General features: G+C 72.0%; 18 protein-coding genes. 11 read left to right on the top strand and 7 right to left on the bottom strand.

The features are described from left to right. Positions 1 to 129: 129 nt before the first annotated feature. From ACIBJB_RS41455 to ACIBJB_RS41435, 5 genes are all read right to left on the bottom strand, one after another. Positions 130 to 795, bottom strand: a complete 666-nt coding sequence (locus ACIBJB_RS41455) for an ABC transporter (RefSeq protein ID WP_398939071.1) — start codon at positions 793 to 795, stop codon at positions 130 to 132. Continuing rightward, a complete protein-coding gene (locus ACIBJB_RS41450) occupies positions 782 to 2326 on the bottom strand; it encodes an ABC transporter permease (protein ID WP_398939070.1) in 1545 nt (514 codons plus the stop codon). The genes ACIBJB_RS41455 and ACIBJB_RS41450 overlap by 14 nt, the downstream gene beginning before the upstream one ends. Beyond that, complete coding sequence (locus ACIBJB_RS41445; protein ID WP_398939069.1) at positions 2323 to 3192, bottom strand: ABC transporter ATP-binding protein; 870 nt, start codon at positions 3190 to 3192, stop codon at positions 2323 to 2325. Before ACIBJB_RS41445 ends, ACIBJB_RS41450 begins: the two co-directional genes overlap by 4 nt. Further along, positions 3189 to 4016 carry a zf-HC2 domain-containing protein gene (locus tag ACIBJB_RS41440; protein WP_398939067.1) on the bottom strand — a complete coding sequence of 276 codons (828 nt, stop codon included), beginning with the start codon at positions 4014 to 4016 and terminating at the stop codon, positions 3189 to 3191. The genes ACIBJB_RS41445 and ACIBJB_RS41440 overlap by 4 nt, the downstream gene beginning before the upstream one ends. Before the next feature lie 109 nt (positions 4017 to 4125). Further along, on the bottom strand, positions 4126 to 4668 hold the full coding sequence (locus tag ACIBJB_RS41435) for an RNA polymerase sigma factor (protein WP_365662290.1): 543 nt from the start codon (positions 4666 to 4668) through the stop codon (positions 4126 to 4128). 122 nt (positions 4669 to 4790) lie between these two features. On the opposite strand from ACIBJB_RS41435, the gene ACIBJB_RS41430 reads away from it, so the two are divergent. The 9 genes from ACIBJB_RS41430 (at position 4791) to ACIBJB_RS41390 (ending at position 13254) form a co-directional block, all read left to right on the top strand. After that, positions 4791 to 5183, top strand: a complete 393-nt coding sequence (locus tag ACIBJB_RS41430; protein ID WP_398939065.1) for a GntR family transcriptional regulator — start codon at positions 4791 to 4793, stop codon at positions 5181 to 5183. Next, positions 5180 to 6094, top strand: coding sequence for an ABC transporter ATP-binding protein (locus ACIBJB_RS41425; RefSeq protein ID WP_398939063.1), 915 nt, complete (start codon positions 5180 to 5182; stop codon positions 6092 to 6094). The genes ACIBJB_RS41430 and ACIBJB_RS41425 overlap by 4 nt, the downstream gene beginning before the upstream one ends. Beyond that, positions 6091 to 7023, top strand: coding sequence for a hypothetical protein (locus ACIBJB_RS41420; RefSeq protein WP_398939061.1), 933 nt, complete (start codon positions 6091 to 6093; stop codon positions 7021 to 7023). The genes ACIBJB_RS41425 and ACIBJB_RS41420 overlap by 4 nt, the downstream gene beginning before the upstream one ends. Continuing rightward, on the top strand, positions 7020 to 7841 hold the full coding sequence (locus tag ACIBJB_RS41415) for a hypothetical protein (RefSeq protein WP_398939059.1): 822 nt from the start codon (positions 7020 to 7022) through the stop codon (positions 7839 to 7841). Before ACIBJB_RS41420 ends, ACIBJB_RS41415 begins: the two co-directional genes overlap by 4 nt. A gap of 277 nt (positions 7842 to 8118) precedes the next feature. Beyond that, positions 8119 to 10353 (top strand): RNA degradosome polyphosphate kinase, encoded by a 2235-nt coding sequence (locus ACIBJB_RS41410; RefSeq protein ID WP_398939057.1) that lies wholly within the window; start codon positions 8119 to 8121, stop codon positions 10351 to 10353. Further along, positions 10334 to 11401: a CHAD domain-containing protein gene (locus ACIBJB_RS41405; protein WP_398939055.1), complete on the top strand. Its 1068-nt coding sequence runs from the start codon at positions 10334 to 10336 to the stop codon at positions 11399 to 11401. The genes ACIBJB_RS41410 and ACIBJB_RS41405 overlap by 20 nt, the downstream gene beginning before the upstream one ends. Positions 11402 to 11418: 17 nt before the next feature. Further along, positions 11419 to 11844, top strand: a complete 426-nt coding sequence (locus tag ACIBJB_RS41400; protein WP_398939053.1) for an NUDIX hydrolase — start codon at positions 11419 to 11421, stop codon at positions 11842 to 11844. Positions 11845 to 12142: 298 nt separating this feature from the next. Next, on the top strand, positions 12143 to 12979 hold the full coding sequence (locus ACIBJB_RS41395; RefSeq protein ID WP_398939051.1) for a hypothetical protein: 837 nt from the start codon (positions 12143 to 12145) through the stop codon (positions 12977 to 12979). 98 nt (positions 12980 to 13077) lie between these two features. Then, positions 13078 to 13254 (top strand): hypothetical protein, encoded by a 177-nt coding sequence (locus tag ACIBJB_RS41390; RefSeq protein WP_398939049.1) that lies wholly within the window; start codon positions 13078 to 13080, stop codon positions 13252 to 13254. 36 nt (positions 13255 to 13290) lie between these two features. On the opposite strand, the gene ACIBJB_RS41385 is transcribed toward ACIBJB_RS41390, so the two are convergent. Further along, positions 13291 to 13629 (bottom strand): metal-sensitive transcriptional regulator, encoded by a 339-nt coding sequence (locus ACIBJB_RS41385; RefSeq protein WP_057608844.1) that lies wholly within the window; start codon positions 13627 to 13629, stop codon positions 13291 to 13293. 200 nt (positions 13630 to 13829) lie between these two features. Here ACIBJB_RS41385 and ACIBJB_RS41380 point away from each other — a divergent pair, with 200 nt between their 5' ends. Continuing rightward, on the top strand, positions 13830 to 14450 hold the full coding sequence (locus ACIBJB_RS41380) for a DUF47 domain-containing protein (RefSeq protein WP_030043659.1): 621 nt from the start codon (positions 13830 to 13832) through the stop codon (positions 14448 to 14450). 8 nt (positions 14451 to 14458) lie between these two features. Next, a complete protein-coding gene (locus ACIBJB_RS41375; RefSeq protein WP_398939046.1) occupies positions 14459 to 15457 on the top strand; it encodes an anion permease in 999 nt (332 codons plus the stop codon). A 103-nt stretch (positions 15458 to 15560) separates the two neighbouring features. Here ACIBJB_RS41375 and pstB read toward each other — a convergent pair whose 3' ends face one another. Beyond that, the gene (pstB, locus tag ACIBJB_RS41370) at positions 15561 to 16337 is read right to left on the bottom strand and encodes a phosphate ABC transporter ATP-binding protein PstB (protein ID WP_398939044.1); all 777 of its coding nucleotides are present in this window, start codon (positions 16335 to 16337) and stop codon (positions 15561 to 15563) included. Positions 16338 to 16392 lie beyond the last annotated feature (55 nt).

The following is a 16392-nucleotide window of genomic DNA, read 5'->3' as shown; positions in this document are numbered from 1 at the left end:
CCGACACCATACGGTCAGGACACCAGCCGTGACCTGCACCCGCGCAACGTCGGGGTCCCCCAACCGGGACGAACAAGTCCCGGCGACCGCGGCCCCGCCCAGCGGGCCGACACGCCGACGCCGTACGGGTCAGGACACCAACCGTGACCTGAGCCCGCGCAGCGGCTCCACCGCGCAGGCCGCCCCCAGCACGACGGCGCCCGCCAGCACCACTGCCCACCGCACATGCGCCACATCCCAGCCGGGCTCCCCCACCAGGACGAACAGGTCCCAGCGGGACGGGAGCAGGTGGGGGGCGAGGAGGGCGAGGGTCAGCAGGGCCGCCGCCACCGACGGGCCGGGACGGGGCTCGTCGGTGAAGCGGACCGCGGCCGCCGCGGCGGCCAGGGCGAGGGCGGCCGTCGCCGCGGCCTCCAGGGTGATCGCGCCGAGGGGAGGGCGGGCAGGTCGCGGCAGCAGGGCCAGCACGGCCGTCCACCACAGCGCGGCGACCGGCGCCACCAGCGCGACCCGCAGTCCCGTCCGGACCCAACGCCGGGTGGGGACGGGGGTGGTGAGCTCCCGGGTCGGATCGTCCAGGAGGAAGGTCAGACCCAGGGCGAAGACGAGCGCGGCCGCCCGGAGGAGGGTGAGACCGAGCCACGCGTCGAGCGTCCCGGACAGCAGCCGCGGCAGACCCACCACCAGCAGCCCCATGACCGCCCCGGCACCGACCGCCCGCCACGGCACGGTCCGCGCCACGGCCACCACCAGCGCCGGGCTCACACCTCGCGGGGCCCCGTCACTCCTCCGCACAGTCCTTCGCCCCCTTCGGCACCTCGGTCCCCAGCACCCGCGCCACCTGGGCCGTCGAGACCCCGGACGCGGTCAGCTCGGTCCAGTGCTGCTGCACGGAAGCCGTCGCCTCACCGCGCGGGCGGTCCAGCAACTCCCGCAGGACAGCGGTCTGTCCGGCCGTCATGGACAGCCCGCTGGTCGGGGCGAGAACGTACGCCGACCCGCTGACACTGTCGTCGAGACGGACGTTCGCCAGGTCGGTCATCGGGTGGGAGGCTCCGCCCAGGGCCAGCCACATCGTCGTGACCACCCGCCCGTCGCACAGCTCGCCGCCCTTCGCCTCGTCACCGGCGACCAGCACGGAGGCGACGGCGACCGCGAACTCGGGGACCCGGTTGCCGCCCCAGCGGGTGCCGACGGTCACCTGGCCCGGCGCGGTGAGCGGATCGATCGCCGAGTCGCCGGTCAGTCCGTAACGGGCCTCGACCCGCTGCCGTACGAGAAGGGGCTGCCGGGCCGCCGTTCCGCCGGCCAGCGCCTGGACGCGGTCCACGACCCCCGCCCAGGTGCCCGCCCGGCCGGTCCACTCGGGGAAGGCGCAGTACGTCGAGCTGCCGCGCTGCACGCACGTCTGGTCGCGCTGCGGGGACACCGAGGCCCGTTCGCGGGCGGCGGCCAACTCCGCCGACACACCCCCGGACTGGCCGACCGCGCCGGCCAGCGTCAGCGCGAGCGCGCCCGCCGCGCCGGCCTTCAGATACACCGTGCGTCCGCCGCTCGCCAGGACCGCGCAGAGGGCCAGGAGCAGGATCAGCCCGGTCAGGTACAGAGCGTGCCAGGCGGCGGGACGGCCGACGAGGTCCGACGGCAGGACCGTGTTGCCGCTGTCCTCGCCCACGATCGGGGACAGCCGGCGCGACCACTCCGCGCCGCCGGTGCCCGCGGAGATGAACACGCTGAAGACGAAGAGTCCGACCACGCCGACCGGCGCCGCGAACGTGGAGGGGACCAGCCGGGCGAGCAGCACTCCGAACGCGCCGCACAGCAGCACGTACAGGGGGCCGACGGCCAGTTCGGCGAGCGAGCCGTGTCCCACGGCGCCCGGCCTGAGGGCCTGCCGGGTGAAGTCGCCGAGCACGACCAGCGCGGTGACGGCGGCGAAGGGCGCCACCGACAGCACATGCGCGACCGTCCGCCGCCACGGTTCCATGACCAGCACGGCGAACTGCCGGTCGGTGCCGCGCCGGCGGGAGCGCAGCGTGCACCGGTTGACGCACACGAACAGGGCGATCCCGAACAGCAGGGGCCCGGTCTGGGTGGCGCGGTCGGCGTCCTGGAGGGCCGGGAAGGCGTCCATGCCCTCCTTCACGTGGAACAGCGTCCAGGCGGTGTAGCCGACGTACAGCAGGAGCGTCGCCAGGACCGGGATGTAGCGCAGCAGGTCGCGTGCCTCGAAGCGGGCGAGGGCGAACACGGCCGCCCAGGAGCGCCGCGGGTCGTCTTCGCGGACGGCGGCGGACTCGGCCGCCGTCTCGGTCGCCAGGCTCATGCGGCCGCCACCTCCGCGTCCGTGCCCGCGTCGTCCAGGGCGAGCAGGTAGCCGTCCTCCAGGGTGGGTTCGAGGAGGTCGGCGCCGGCCGGCGGGTCGCCTACGTTGCGGAAGGAGCCGGTGCCGGTGCGCCAGCCCGCCTTCGCGTCCGGGGCGCGTTCCGCGCTGCTCCACACCCGGCCGGCGGCGCGGGCGGTCAGGTCGGCGGGGGTGCCCTCGAAGAGGATGCGGCCGCGGGCCATGACGAGGACACGGTGGCAGAGCATCGCCACGTCCTCGGTCTGGTGGGTGGACAGCAGCACGGTCCGGCCCTCTCCGGCCTGGGCGATCAACTCCCGGAACCGCATGCGCTGTTCGGGGTCGAGGCCGACGGTCGGCTCGTCGAGGACGAGGAAGCCGGGGTCGCCGACGAGGGCGGCGGCCAGCGCGACCCGCTGCCGCATCCCGCCGGACAGCTTCTTGATGCGCTTGGCGCGTACGTCCCCGAGGTCGACCTCCTCCAGCACGCGCCGCACCTCGCGGTGGCGTGCGGTGCGGTCGGTGAGTTCCTTGAGGATCGCCACGTAGTCCACGAACTCGAAGGCGCTGAAGTCCGGGTGGAATCCCGGGGTCTGCGGCAGATAGCCGAGCGAGCGGCGCACCTGCTGACGGCCGCGCGAGGTGCCGGGGTCGTGGCCGAGGACGGTGAAGGAGCCCCGGTCGGCGGGCACGGCGGTGGCGAGCACCCTCAACAGGGTGGTCTTCCCGGCCCCGTTGGGCCCGAGCAGCCCGGTCACGCCGGGCGTCAGCCGCAGTGACACGTCGTCGAGGGCGCGGGTGCCGCCGTAGCGGAGATGGAGCCCGGAGGCGGAGACGGCGGTGGTCATGCGGCGCTCCCGTTGAAGAGGTCGAAGCGGTCACGGACGAGGAAGAGCAGCCCGGCCCCGAGCGCGGCGACGGTCCCGGCCACGCCCTGCCCGGCCGCGGTGAAGGGCGCGAGCGGGTCGGCGGCCGTGTGCTGCGCGGCCTGTGCGGCGAGCAGTACGGCGACCCAGGCGCCGCCCACCAGGGACGGGGCGAGCACCGGGCCGAGCCGCGGGGTGAGCGCGAGGCCGGTCGCGGTGAGGGCGAGCGCGGGCAGCAGCCAGGCGAGGGCGCGCAGACCGTAGCCGGGCAGGGCGAGGGTGGCGAGCCCGTTGAGGCCGAGGCCCGCGACCAGCACGGCGAGCGTGCGGATCATCAGCAGCCGGAAGCCGTGGGTGGGCGCGACGACCGTCATCTCGTAGGTCGGGTCGAGCGCCGGGCCGTAGGACAGGGCCACGCCGGCCAGCGGCAGCAGCGGGGCGAGGGCGAGGAACAGGGTCGGCGACTCGGTCGTGTGCACCGCGCCGACGGTCGTCAGCAGCAGGAACACGACGGACGCCAGCCAGGAGCGCCTGAGCACCGGCGTGGCCGCGAGCAGCCGCGCGGTGTGGTCAGCGATCCCGGCCCGGGTCAGCAGCGACTCGAGCCATCCCGGCCGGGGCGCGTCCAGCTCGGCGTCCAGCCGCTCCCACCCGGCGTCCAGCGCCACCGGGTCGGTCACGTCGGCGAGCAGCCCCCGGCACTCGGCGCAGGCCGCCAGGTGGGTGTCGGCGGACCAGAGCAGGGGGGCGGCCAACTCGCCCTGGGCATAAGCCCGCAGATCACCTTCGGCCACATGCCAGCTCATGCCGCCACCTCCTTCACTCGTACCTGCGAGGAGCCGCCTTGCACTCCGGCCCCGGTCATCGGCTGCGGTCCGGGGCCCCGCGCAGCGCCCCCCGGTCGTTCGTCCGTGCTCACGTCAGCGCCTCCCTCAGCTGCTTGCGGGCCCGCATCGCGCGGGTCTTGACCGTGCCGGGCGGGATGCCCAGCAGGACGGCGGCCTCGCGGGTGGTCAGGCCGTCGATGACCGTGGCCTGCAGGACCGCCCGCAGCTCCGGCGACAGCCGGACGAGGGCACCCGCGAGGTCCCCGTGCTCCACCCCCGCGAGCACGCGTTCCTCCGCGGACGCCTCGTCCCGGTGCCGCAGGCGGGACAGGGCCTGCCTGAGCCGCCCCCGCGCCCCGTCGCCGCGCAGCGCGTCGATCAGCCGGCGCGAGCCGATCCGCCACAGCCACCCGGCCACATCGCCTTCCTCGCGGTAGCGGGCGGTCCCCCGCCACACCGCGAGGAACGTCTCCTGTACGACGTCGTCGACCAGGGCCGCGTCCGCGCACCGTCCCCGCAGCCGCGCGAGCAGCCAGGGCGCGTACCGCCGGTACAGCTCCTCGAAGGCACGCCGGTCCCCGTCCGCCGCGATGGCCCGCAGCAGATCCCCGTCGCTTCTCGTTTCCCTCACGACCCTCCATCGGACGATCCCCGCCGATCGGTTCACCCGGCCAGAAAAAAAACCCGCTTGACTTTCACGACCACCTTCCAACACCCTTTCACTACTCAATTAGTGAAAGGGTGGTTGTCCGCGTGGTCGAGTACCGCATCGACCGGCGCTCCGGCGTCGCCACCTACGTACAGATCGTCCAGCAGACCAAGCAGGCCCTACGACTGGGCCTGCTCGAACCCGGCGACAAGCTCCCCACCGCCCGCGAGGTCGTGGAGGCCACCGCCATCAATCCGAACACCGTGCTCAAGGCATACCGCGAACTCGAGCGCGAGGGCCTGGTCGAGGCCCGCCGCGGCCTCGGCACCTTCGTCCGCAGGACGCTCGGCACCGGTGTCCAGGCCGCCGACACTCCCCTGCGCGCCGAGCTCGACGACTGGGCGAAGCGCGCCCGGTCCGCGGGCCTCGGCCGCGAGGACGTCGACGCGTTCTTCACCGCCGTACTCGATGAGCACTTCCCGAAGGGGGACCAGTGAGCTCCACCAGCACCACCCCGGCCGTCGCCCTGGAGGCGTCCGGCCTGGGCAAGCGGTACGGCAGGCGGGCCGCCGCCCTCGACGGCTGCTCCTTCCGGCTGCCCACGGGCCGCATCAGCGCGCTGGTCGGCCCCAACGGCGCCGGAAAGTCCACCCTCCTCGCGATAGCCGCCGGACTGCTGCACCACACCGCCGGCACACTCACCGTCCTCGGCGGGGCGCCCGGCGAGACCCGCGACCGCGTCGCCTACCTCGCCCAGAACAAGCCGCTCTACCCCCAGCTGACCATCGCCGAGACCCTGCGCATGGGCGCCGAACTCAACCCGGCCCGCTGGGACGCCACCCGCGCCGCCCGGATCGTCGAACAGGGCGGCCTGGACCCCAAGTCCCGGATCCGCGGGCTCTCCGGCGGCCAGCGCACCCGGGTCGCGCTCGCCCTCGCCCTCGGCAAGCGGCCCGACCTGATGCTCCTCGACGAGCCGATGGCCGACCTCGACCCGCTCGCCCGGCACGAGCTGATGGGCACCCTGATGGCCGACGCCGCCGAGCGCGGCACCACCGTGCTGATGTCCTCGCACATCGTCGCCGAGCTCGCCGACGCCTGCGACCACCTGCTGCTCCTGGGCGGCGGCCGGGTCCGGCTCGGCGGCGGCATCGACGACCTGCTCGCCGCCCACACCCTGGTCACCGGCCGCGGCACACCCGCCGACCTGGCCCCGCACACCGTGATCGAGTCCCGTACCGCCGGCCGCGGGCTGACCGCCCTGATCCGCCGCGACGGCCCGGTCGGCGAGGGCTGGGCGACCGAGGAGCCCTCGCTGGAGGAACTGTTGCTCGCCCATCTCCGCGCCCCCGAGGCCCCGGCCCTGCTCACCCCGGGCACCACGGCCCCCGCGGCGGTGTCCGCATGAGCGCCGCCGCCGTCCTCGAAGCGCGCCCCGCCCCGGCGCGCACACCACGCGGCCTGGTCCGCACCGTCCTGCGCCTGCACCGCGGCGCCCTGTGGATCTGGCTCGCCTTCGTGACCGCCACCGCGGGCTTCCTGCTCTGGCTCCTCGGCCCCGGCGCCGAGGCCGCGCAGCACAAGCTCGCCGTCTACGGGTACGCCGCGCTGATCATGTCCGACGGCCCCGCCATCGAGTACAACGACCTCTTCTACTACCCGGACACCCTGCTCACCATGGCCTCCTTCGCCGTCGCCCTGTTCGCCGGCGGCCCGCTGATCGCCCGCGAACTGGAGAGCGGCACCGCACAGCTCGCCTGGACGCAGTCGGTCTCCCCGGCACGCTGGCTCGCCACCGCGCTCGCCGTCCCCGCGGCCTTCGTCGTCCTCGGCACCACCCTGCTGACCGTGCTGTACCACCAGCTGTGGGCCGCCCACAGCAACCTGCTCATCGCCGGCATCGGCCCCCGCTCCCTCTACTTCTCCCTCGGCCCGGCCACCGTCGCCGCACCCCTGCTCGGTCTCGCCCTCGGCGCCCTGATCGGCCTCACCGTCCGCCGCACCCTGCCCGCCCTCGCCTTCAGCGGGTTCGCGTACTTCCTGGTCTACGCCTTCCGCGGCAACCACTGGCCCTTCCAGGGCCGCTACCAGCAGCCCGAGCTCAGCTCGCGCAGCCGGGCGTTCACCTCCGCCGGCACCGAGATCCGCGACCCGGGCTGCTACGACGACAAGGCCTGCCTCGCCAAGCACCACGTCGTCCGCTTCACCCGCGAGTACCTGCCGTCCCCCGACTACTGGCCCCGCCAGCTCCTGGAGACCGGCGTCCTGCTCGCCCTCACCGCCGTCGCCGTCGCCCTCGCGTTCGCTCTCCTGCGCAGGCGGGCAGCGATCGGATGAGCGCACCGGCCCTCCCCCGGCAGGGGCTCACCCGGAGCGTGCTGCGGCTGCACCGCACGGCGCTGATCGTGTGGGCCGCCTTCGTCCTGGGCTCCGTGGGCTACCTGGTGTGGCTGACCGAGGTCACCGCCGACTCGGCGTACGCGACCCTGGACACCTGCCCCAGAGGCGAAGGCTGCGGGCTCGGGGCCGCGCACACCTACAGCACGGCGATGGGCTGGGTCAGTACGTTCATGTACTACAGCTTCTGGATCGTCGCCGCGTGGGCGGGCGGCGCCCTCGTCGGCCGCGAGCTGGAGAGCGGCACGGCGCTGCTGGCCTGGTCGCAGGGCGTCTCCCCGGCGCGCTGGCTCACCGCCAAGCTCGCCCTGCCCGCGCTCGCGCTCCTCCTCGCCGGCGCCGTGTTCGTCCCCGCCTACCGCTGGGCCTGGTCGGCGCACCGGGACCTGATGGGCGACGACTGGTCCTTCCCGGACGTGTTCGCCGCACGCGGCCCGGCCGTGGTGGCGTACGGCCTGTGCGCACTGGCGGTCGGCACACTCGCCGCGCTGCTGCTCCGACGCTCCCTGCCCGCCCTCGCGGTCGCGGTCACCGTGATGATCGTGCTCAACCAGTGCGTCGAGCGGTACCGCGAGGACTTCTGGCCGACGGCGGGCAACGGCAAGGCGTCCGCCGGGCTGTGGCAGACCCGGAGCGGCGCCTACCACCCCCCGTCCCACTTCTGGCCCCTGCACCTCGTAGAGACCGGCATCGTCCTCACGGTCACCGCGCTCGCGACCACCGCCGCCTTCCGGGTACTGCGCCGCCGTACCGCCTGAGAACGCCCCTGAACCGCACGTCCCCCCGGCCGCGGGAAGGACGTGCGGTTCAGGGGTGCGGACGCCCGGGAGCCGTCCTCCGATATCCCGAACGCCATGTCGCCGTAACCATTGGTTCAGACGGGCTTGCGACCCTCACCGAATGAAGCCCGCCGTGCCAGAGCCTTCGCCGCCGCCCGAGGGATCCGCGGGGAACGGGGACGCCCCGGTCGCCGTGGTGCTCCCGCTCGCCGCCTCCGACGCGCCCGTTTCGCTCCCGGCGCGGAAGAATGGGTCCATGAGCCAGTCGAACACCCAGGCAGAGGTCCAGCACGTACAGCCCTCCGTGGGCTCCATAGCCGCGCACCGCCCGCACACCGTGTCGGCCACCGTCTCCGATCTGGAACCAGACCTCGACGCCGACCTCGACGCGTACGAGGAGGTCCCGGTCGACGGGGCCGCCCAGCTCCCGCAGGGTCGTTTCCTCGACCGGGAGCGCAGCTGGCTCGCGTTCAACGAACGTGTCCTGGAACTCGCCGAAGACCCGAACACCCCCATGCTGGAGCGCGCGAACTTCCTCGCGATCTTCGCCAGCAACCTCGACGAGTTCTTCATGGTCCGGGTGGCCGGACTGAAGCGCCGTATCGCCACCGGCGTCGCCACCCGCTCCGCCTCCGGCCTCCAGCCGCGCGAGGTCCTGGAGATGATCTGGGCCCGCTCCCGCGAGCTGATGGCCCGGCACGCCGCCTGCTACCACGAGGACGTCGCCCCCGCACTCGCGGAGGAGGGCATCCACCTGGTCCGCTGGAGCGAACTCCAGGAGAAGGAGCAGGCCCGCCTCTTCACCCTGTTCCGGCACCAGATCTTCCCGGTCCTGACCCCCCTCGCGGTCGACCCGGCGCACCCCTTCCCGTACATCTCCGGCCTGTCGCTGAACCTGGCCGTGATCGTGCGCAACCCGGTCAACGGCAAGCGCCACTTCGCCCGGGTCAAGGTCCCGCCGCTGCTGTCCCGCTTCCTGGAGTCCTCCCCCGGCCGCTACGTCCCCATCGAGGACGTCATCGCGGCCCACCTGGAGGAGCTGTTCCCGGGCATGGAGGTGCTGGAGCACCACACCTTCCGGGTCACCCGCAACGAGGACCTGGAGGTCGAGGAGGACGACGCCGAGAACCTCCTCAAGGCCCTGGAGAAGGAGCTCATGCGGCGCCGCTTCGGCCCGCCGGTGCGCCTGGAGGTCGAGGAGTCCATCGACCGCGAGGTCCTCGACCTGCTGGTGCGCGAGCTGAAGATCTCCGAGGCGGAGGTGTATCCGCTCCCCGGCCCCCTCGACCTCACCGGCCTCTTCCGCATCGCGGGCCTCGACCGCCCCGAGCTGAAGTACCGCAAGTTCGTCGCCGGCGTCCACCGCGACCTGGCGGAGGTCGAGTCGGCGTCCGCGCCCGACATCTTCGCGTCCCTGCGCGCCCGCGACGTCCTGCTGCACCACCCGTACGACTCGTTCTCGACGTCGGTGCAGGCGTTCCTCCAGCAGGCCGCCGAGGACGACGACGTCCTCGCCATCAAGCAGACCCTGTACCGCACCTCGGGCGACTCGCCGATCGTCGACGCCCTCATCGACGCCGCCGAGGCCGGCAAGCAGGTCCTCGTCCTGGTCGAGATCAAGGCCCGCTTCGACGAGCACGCCAACATCAAGTGGGCGCGCAAGCTGGAGGAGGCGGGCTGCCATGTCGTCTACGGCCTGGTCGGCCTGAAGACCCACTGCAAGCTGTCCCTGGTGGTCCGTCAGGAGGGCGACACGCTACGGCGGTACAGCCACGTCGGCACCGGCAACTATCACCCGAAGACCGCGCGGCTCTACGAGGACCTGGGCCTGCTCACCGCCGACCCGCAGGTGGGCGCTGACCTCTCCGACCTCTTCAACCGGTTGTCCGGCTACTCCCGTCGTGAGACCTACCGCCGCCTCCTCGTGGCGCCCAAGTCCCTCCGCGACGGCCTTATTTCCCGCGTGAACAAGGAAGTCCAGCACCACCGCGCAGGGCGCCCCGCCTTCATCCGCATCAAGGTCAACTCCATGGTGGACGAGGCACTCATCGACTCGCTCTACCGCGCCTCCCAGGCGGGTGTGCCGGTCGACGTCTGGGTGCGCGGCATCTGCGCGATCCGCCCCGGCGTCGCCGGCATGTCCGAGAACATCCGGGTCCGCTCGATCCTCGGCCGGTTCCTCGAACACTCCCGCGTCTTCGGCTTCGGCAACGGCGGCGAGCCCGAGATGTGGATCGGCAGCGCCGACATGATGCACCGCAACCTCGACCGCCGGATAGAGGCCCTGGTCCGGGTCACCGACCCGGCCCACCGGGCGGCCCTCAACCGGCTGCTGGAGACCGGCATGTCCGACACCACCGCGTCCTGGCATCTCGGCCCGGACGGCGAGTGGACCCGGCACGCCATGGATGCGGACGGCCAGCCCCTGCGCAACGTCCAGGAGATGCTCATAGACGCCCGGAGGCGCCGGCGTGGCACAGCAACACCTTGAACCGACGGATCCCCTGGCCGGGCACGCCGGGACGCTCACCGGGGACGCCCTCGCGGGCTACCTGCGGTCCCAGGCCACGGAGTTCCTCCGCGCCCTGCGCCAGCACCGGGAGTCCGGCGGTGCCTCGGCGGCGAGCGCGGACGACCCCGTCGACGCGGCCCGGGCCCTGCGCCGCTCGGTCCGCCGCATCAGCGCCAGCCTCCACACCTTCCGCCCGCTCCTGGACCCCGACTGGTCGGAGTCCCTGCGCCCCGAACTGGCCTGGCTGTCCGGGACCTTGGGCATGGAGCACGCGTACGAGTCCCGTCTGGAACGCCTGTTGCTGGCCCTGCACCGGCTGTCGGGGGCGGTGTTCCCGGCGCAGCCGGCGGGTGCGGCGGTGGGCACCGCCGGCTCCCCCGCCCACCCGGTGCCCGCCCCGGACCGCGGCAACCTGACCGTGGGCGCCGCAAAGGCAGGCGCCCTCCTCGACCGCCAGCTCACCCTCGCCCGCACCCGGGCCCACAGCACCGCCCTGCAGGCCCTCGGCTCCTCCCGCTTCCACGCGGTCGCCGACCACATCGCCGTACTGGCGAGCGAAGTCCCCTTGACGAAAACGGCCGTCACCACCGACCTCCACCCCATGGCCACCGCGGCCCAGGAACGCCTCGACGACGCGGTGACCGCCCTGCCCCTGGTCACCGCGGGCCATCCCTACAACGCCGAGGCCCTCATCCACGGACTCTCCCCGGACCCCTCTCCCCACCCCCAGGACGCCCCCTGGCACCAGGTCCGCCTCCTCCTTCGCCTGCACAGATACGCGCGGGAGGTCCTCTGCGGCAGCAACCCCCCGGTGGAGCTGCGGCTTCTGACGGCAGGTGAGGCCCTGGACCGCCACCGGGACGCCTCCGAGGCCGCGGCCGCCGCCGCGGCAGCGGCCCGCACCCCCCGCATCGCCCCGGCCACCGCCTACGCCCTCGGCGTTCTGCACGCCGACCAGCGCCACGAGGTGGAGGCGGCCCGGTTCACGTTCCAGCAGTGCTGGCAGAAACAGGCCGTCAGTACCTGAAGGAGGCATCGACTCCCGTGACCGACGCCCCGCAAACCCCCGTCCAGGCAGCCGGCTGCGTCCTGTGGCGCCGCTCCCCGATCGACGGCGGGCTGGAGGTCTGCCTGGTCCACAGGCCGAAATACGACGACTGGTCGCACCCCAAAGGCAAGCTGAAGCGCGGCGAGGACGCCCTCACCGGCGCGCTGCGTGAGGTGGAGGAGGAGACCGGGTACCGGGCCGCACCCGGCACCCCGCTCTCCACCACGAAGTACTACGCCAACGGCCGCCCCAAGCAGGTCCGTTACTGGGCGGCCGAAGCCACCACCGGCGCCTTCACCCCGAACGACGAGGTCGACCGCGTTCTCTGGCTCTCGCCGACGGCCGCCAAGAACCGACTGACCCAACTCCGGGACCGGACCCTGGTCGACGAACTCCTGGTGCGCGTGCTCGAGCACACGTAGGCCTCACCCCTCCGTGTGCCCCGCCGCGTCCGCCCGGGCCTGGCTGCGGGCTCTGCGGGCCGGTCCGCGCCAGCCGCAGGTGCACCGGGCCAGGCAGAAACGGCCTTGTTCGACCATCTGCGTGTGGTGGGCCGGTCGGTCGGAGGGAGGTGGGGGGATCCTGTCCTGCTGCGCCACGCTGACAACGTTACCCACCGCGGGTAAAGGCCCGGTATGCGCGTGACGACCTCCTCCTGCCCGTCGTTAGGCGACACGACAGGGGGTCCTTGACGGACGTATCGGCTGGGGGTAGGCGGCGATGACGGAGCGGCAGCAGAGGCAGGCCGGCGGGTCGGTCGTCGTCGCGGCGGTGCTCATGGCGTGCGCCTGCGCCACCAGTTGCTCGGGCAGCGGCGCCACCCTCGACGACGCGCGCGCGGCCGACCCGGTCGGTACCCTGCGCCGGGCCGCCGACGCCCTTGAGAACGCGGGCAGTTCGAAGGCGAGCACGTCCATGGAGATGGCCACCGGCGGCACCCGGGTCACCATCCGCGGCGAGGGCGTGTACGACTACCGCGAGCGGCTCGGCCGCCTGAAGGTGATGCTGCCGCAGGACCCGGCCGGCACCAGCGAGCACCGGCCGATCACCGAACTCCTCGCTCCCGGTGCCCTGTTCATGAAGAACCGGGGTGCGGGTGTGCCCGCCGACAAGTGGGTGCGCGTCGACACCGCGACCCTGTCCGACGGCAATCTCGTCACCGGCGGGGCCACCGATCCGTTCGCCGCCGCCGAGGTGCTGCGCGGGACCAGGACGGCCACCTACGTCGGCACGACCGAACTCGCGGGGACCGAGGTGCGGCACTACCGGGGTACGGCGGACCTCGCCGCCGCGGCGAAGAACGCCTCCGGCGCCAACCAGGGTGTCCTGGCAGCGGCGGCGAAAGGGTTCGCCACGACCGCGGTGCCCTTCGATGTCTACCTCGACGACCAGGGCCGCATCCGCAAGATCCGCCACCGCTTCAGCTTCGTCAACGGACAGCGGCAGGGCACCGTCGCGGTCGCCTCGACGACCCTGCTGTACGACTTCGGGATCGCCACGGACGTACGTCTGCCGGCCGCCCGGGACATCTACGCCGGCGAGATCGCCGAGGGGTGAGCGGCCGTGACGGGCGTCAAGAACTAGCCCGTCCGTGCCATGCGCGGTGTGTATGCCGCTCCCTACTCTAGGAAGTCGGTAACGGCAGAGAAGAGGTGATGCGCGTGGCTCCGGTCGGCGGTACGGCGGTGCAGGACCACGTGGCCCTCGCCGAGATCGAACTGTGCGGAGAGCTGATCATCGCGGCGTCGGCCGCGGACGACCGGCTCAGCCTGGCGAGCATCGACGAGGTGCTGAAAGTGGCCGAAGAACGTGCGAGCGCCCCCGGCACGTGAGCCGGGGGCGCCCGTCCCGTCGGGGCGAGGTCCGGATCAGGTCCGCAGCAGGCGGCCGATGGCCTTCGTCGCCTCCTCGACCTTCGCGTCGATCTCGGCGCCGCCCTTGACGGCAGCGTCCGCGACGCAGTGCCGCAGGTGTTCCTCCAGGAGCTGCAGGGCGAAGGACTGCAGGGCCTTGGTGGAGGCCGACACCTGCGTGAGTATGTCGATGCAGTAGACGTCCTCGTCGACCATCCGCTGCAGGCCCCGGATCTGGCCCTCGATCCGGCGCAGGCGCTTGAGGTGCTCGTCCTTCTGCTTGTGGTAGCCGTGCGTGACGTTTTCGGCCACTGGCTCGGAGGGCGCCGTGGCGCCGGTGTCGGTGGTCGTCATCGCGTCCTCCACAACAAGGGGCATTCCTATACCCCTCCTGGGTATATGGTACCGAAGTTTCCCGGGTATAGGGCCTGCGGACGGCCCCCGTGCCAACCACTGTGCCTGATGGGCGACACTGGGGGACGGCCCATTAGCCGTGGCCGGATGATGCACCTAGCATCAGCCTGACCGAAACCGATGCACCCCGAGGACCCCTTGTGCGCTTTCGTCTGACCCCCAGGGAGACGAGCTTCTACGACATGTTCGCCGCCTCCGCGGACAACATCGTCACGGGCTCGAAGCTCCTGATGGAACTGCTCGGCGCGGACACCGCCGGCCGGGCCGAGATCGCAGAGCGTATGCGGGCCGCTGAACACGCCGGTGACGACGCCACTCACGCGATCTTCCACCAGTTGAACTCCTCCTTCATCACGCCGTTCGACCGCGAGGACATCTACAACCTGGCGTCCTCCCTCGACGACATCATGGACTTCATGGAGGAGGCCGTCGACCTGGTCGTCCTCTACAACGTCGAGGAGCTCCCCAAGGGCGTCGAGCAGCAGATCGAGGTGCTCGCGCGGGCCGCCGAGCTCACGGCCGAGGCCATGCCGAACCTGCGGACCATGGACAACCTCACCGAGTACTGGATCGAGGTCAACCGGCTGGAGAACCAGGCGGACCAGATCCACCGCAAGCTGCTCGCCATGCTCTTCAACGGCAAGTACGAGGCCATCGAGGTCCTCAAGCTCAAGCAGATCGTGGACGTCCTCGAAGAGGCCGCGGACGCGTTCGAGCATGTGGCGAACACGGTGGAGACCATCGCCGTCAAGGAGTCCTGACCTCTTCCATGGACACCTTCGCTCTGGTCGTGACCATCCTGGTCGCGCTCTTCTTCACGTACACCAACGGCTTCCACGACTCGGCGAACGCCATCGCGACCTCGGTGTCGACGCGGGCGCTGACCCCCCGGGCCGCGCTCGCCATGGCGGCGGTCATGAACCTGGCAGGAGCCTTCCTCGGCTCCGGGGTCGCCAAGACCGTCAGTGAGGGCCTGATCGACACGCCACAGGGCTCGAAGGGGATGGCGATCCTCTTCGCGGCCCTGGTCGGCGCGATCGTGTGGAACCTCGTCACCTGGTACTTCGGGCTGCCCTCCTCGTCCTCGCACGCGCTGTTCGGCGGCATGGTCGGGGCCGCCCTGGCGGGCGGCACCGAGGTGATCTGGAACGGTGTGCTCGACAAGGTCGTCATCCCGATGTTCCTCTCGCCGGTCGTCGGTCTGATCGCCGGTTACCTGGTGATGACCGCGATCATGTGGATATTCCGGCGGGCCAACCCGCACAAGGCGAAGCGGGGCTTCCGGATCGCGCAGACCGTGTCCGCGGCCGGCATGGCCCTCGGTCACGGCCTCCAGGACGCCCAGAAAACCATGGGTGTCGTGGTGATGGCCCTGGTGATCTCCGGCCACGAGACGTACGGCGACCCGATCCCGGTCTGGGTGAAGATCGCCTGCGCGGTGATGCTGTCGCTGGGCACGTACGCGGGCGGCTGGCGCATCATGCGCACCCTGGGCCGGAAGATCATCGAGCTCGATCCGCCGCAGGGTTTCGCCGCGGAGACGACCGGTGCGGCGATCATGTTCACCACCGCCTACCTGTTCAAGGCGCCGGTCTCGACGACCCACGTCATCACCTCGGCGATCATGGGCGTCGGCGCCACCAAGCGCGTCAACGCGGTCCGCTGGGGCGTCGCCAAGAACATCGTCCTCGGCTGGTTCATCACCATGCCGGCGGCGGCGATCGTGGCCGCCTGCGCCTTCTGGATCGTGGACCTGGTGTTCCTGTAGGAGCCGTGCACGTACAACGGGCCCGCCCCCGGAATCCGGGGGCGGGCCCTCTGTGTCCTCGCGGTGGCACCGCCATGCAGCACCGCGAGGGGTCGGTGTCGGCTCAGCCGAAGCGGCCGGAGATGTAGTCCTCCGTGGCCTGGACCGACGGGTTGGAGAAGATCCGCTCCGTCTCGTCGATCTCGATCAGCTTGCCGGGCTGGCCGACGGCGGCCAGGTTGAAGAAGGCCGTGCGGTCGGAGACACGCGCCGCCTGCTGCATGTTGTGCGTCACGATGACGATCGTGAAGCGCTCCTTCAGCTCACCGATCAGGTCCTCGATGGCGAGGGTGGAGATCGGGTCCAGGGCCGAGCAGGGCTCGTCCATGAGGAGGACCTTGGGCTCCACCGCGATCGCGCGGGCGATGCACAGACGCTGCTGCTGACCACCGGAGAGACCCGAACCCGGCTTGTTCAGGCGGTCCTTGACCTCGTTCCAGAGGTTCGCGCCCTTGAGGGACTTCTCGACGACGTCCGACAGCTCGCTCTTCTTGTACGAGCCGTTCAGGCGCAGGCCCGCCGCCACGTTGTCGAAGATCGACATCGTGGGGAACGGGTTCGGGCGCTGGAAGACCATGCCCACCTCGCGGCGGACGGACACGGGGTCTATGCCGTGGCCGTACAGGTCCTCGTCGTCGAGGAGCACCTTGCCCTCGACCCGGCCACCCGAGGTGACCTCGTGCATCCGGTTGAGCGTGCGCAGGAAGGTCGACTTGCCGCAGCCGGAGGGGCCGATGAAGGCCGTCACCGAGCGCGGCTCGACCGTCATCGAGATGTCTTCGATCGCCTTGTGGGAGCCGTAGTAGGCGGTGAGCCCGCTGACGTCGATTCGCTTGGCCATGATTACTTCACTTCCAGATCAGTCGCTGAGGGGGCCCCGCCCGGCGGAGCCGGAA

This window comes from Streptomyces sp. NPDC050759, from assembly GCF_044456945.1.
In the GTDB taxonomy this organism is placed as follows: Bacteria; Actinomycetota; Actinomycetes; order Streptomycetales; family Streptomycetaceae; genus Streptomyces.
Note: the sequence above shows the minus strand (reverse complement) of the source record. Positions and strands in the feature narration are given on the sequence as shown.

What these genes read in the sequence shown, in the direction of transcription:
- ACIBJB_RS41450 (WP_398939070.1), bottom strand. Translation starts at nt 2,326, where the DNA reads ATGAGCCTGGCGACCGAGACGGCGGCCGAGTCCGCCGCCGTCCGCGAA.
- ACIBJB_RS41445 (WP_398939069.1), bottom strand. Translation starts at nt 3,192, where the DNA reads ATGACCACCGCCGTCTCCGCCTCCGGGCTCCATCTCCGCTACGGCGGC.
- ACIBJB_RS41440 (WP_398939067.1), bottom strand. Translation starts at nt 4,016, where the DNA reads ATGAGCTGGCATGTGGCCGAAGGTGATCTGCGGGCTTATGCCCAGGGC.
- ACIBJB_RS41420 (WP_398939061.1), top strand. Translation starts at nt 6,091, where the DNA reads ATGAGCGCCGCCGCCGTCCTCGAAGCGCGCCCCGCCCCGGCGCGCACA.
- ACIBJB_RS41415 (WP_398939059.1), top strand. Translation starts at nt 7,020, where the DNA reads ATGAGCGCACCGGCCCTCCCCCGGCAGGGGCTCACCCGGAGCGTGCTG.
- ACIBJB_RS41410 (WP_398939057.1), top strand. Translation starts at nt 8,119, where the DNA reads ATGAGCCAGTCGAACACCCAGGCAGAGGTCCAGCACGTACAGCCCTCC.
- ACIBJB_RS41395 (WP_398939051.1), top strand. Translation starts at nt 12,143, where the DNA reads ATGACGGAGCGGCAGCAGAGGCAGGCCGGCGGGTCGGTCGTCGTCGCG.
- ACIBJB_RS41390 (WP_398939049.1), top strand. Translation starts at nt 13,078, where the DNA reads ATGCGCGTGGCTCCGGTCGGCGGTACGGCGGTGCAGGACCACGTGGCC.
- ACIBJB_RS41385 (WP_057608844.1), bottom strand. Translation starts at nt 13,629, where the DNA reads ATGACGACCACCGACACCGGCGCCACGGCGCCCTCCGAGCCAGTGGCC.
- ACIBJB_RS41375 (WP_398939046.1), top strand. Translation starts at nt 14,459, where the DNA reads ATGGACACCTTCGCTCTGGTCGTGACCATCCTGGTCGCGCTCTTCTTC.
- pstB (WP_398939044.1), bottom strand. Translation starts at nt 16,337, where the DNA reads ATGGCCAAGCGAATCGACGTCAGCGGGCTCACCGCCTACTACGGCTCC.